The following is a 744-nucleotide window of genomic DNA, read 5'->3' as shown; positions in this document are numbered from 1 at the left end:
ATGGAACTTGTGAAAACATGTCCAACTGGTGCGTTATCACCAAGTGGTGACTCAATCATCTACAACTACGAGATCAAAGTAACCAATACTGGCTTTGGTGCACTTTACGATCTTTATGTTGAAGATATTACCGCTGGCGATTCATTCACTGCTGACGTTCTTGCCGCTGGCGAAACTGCAACATTTACTGGTTCCTTTGTTTCGCTCATCAACGGTGTAGAAAATGAGGCTACGGCGAGCGCAGCCATCAAAGATGGTGGCGAACCTGTGCTTACTAAGTCTGACACAGATAGCTGTCCTCCACTTACTCCAGTGGGCGCATTGAGTATCACTAAAGACTGTACAACCTACGTTGAAGAAAACGCATCTGGCGCGTACGGATTAAGAGTGAACTACGAAGGTAAAGTATGTAACGACAGTAAAGTGAAACTTAACGATGTGAAAATTACTGAAATGCATGACGGTATGACAGTCGTTAAAGATGTCGGTACTTTAAATCCTGAAAGTTGTATGAACTACGATGGCACCTACATCCCTGCTCCGGGTAGTGATGTTTCTGGTGGTCCGGTTGTTGCACATGATGTAAGAACCTTCAAAGACACCGTCGTTGCAGAAGGTGTTAACGCCATTACAGGTGTCACTGTCGATACAGGCATGCCTGTAGAGGCAAGCTGTCCACTATGTCCTGCACCGTAAGCAAGACAAACCCGATAGCAGCAATCCACAGTAAACAATAACGAAAAA

General features: G+C 45.0%; 1 pseudogene. It reads left to right on the top strand.

The window, feature by feature from the left end:
• A pseudogene (locus tag R7Q09_RS25315) lies at positions 1-696 on the top strand (hypothetical protein); the annotation flags it as partial.
• Between the last annotated feature and the right edge of the window lie 48 nt (positions 697-744).

It is taken from the genome of Vibrio sp. 2130-1, from assembly GCF_033339515.1.
The sequence above is the reverse complement of the archived record's forward strand: the minus strand, read 5'-3'. Positions and strand labels throughout refer to the sequence as shown.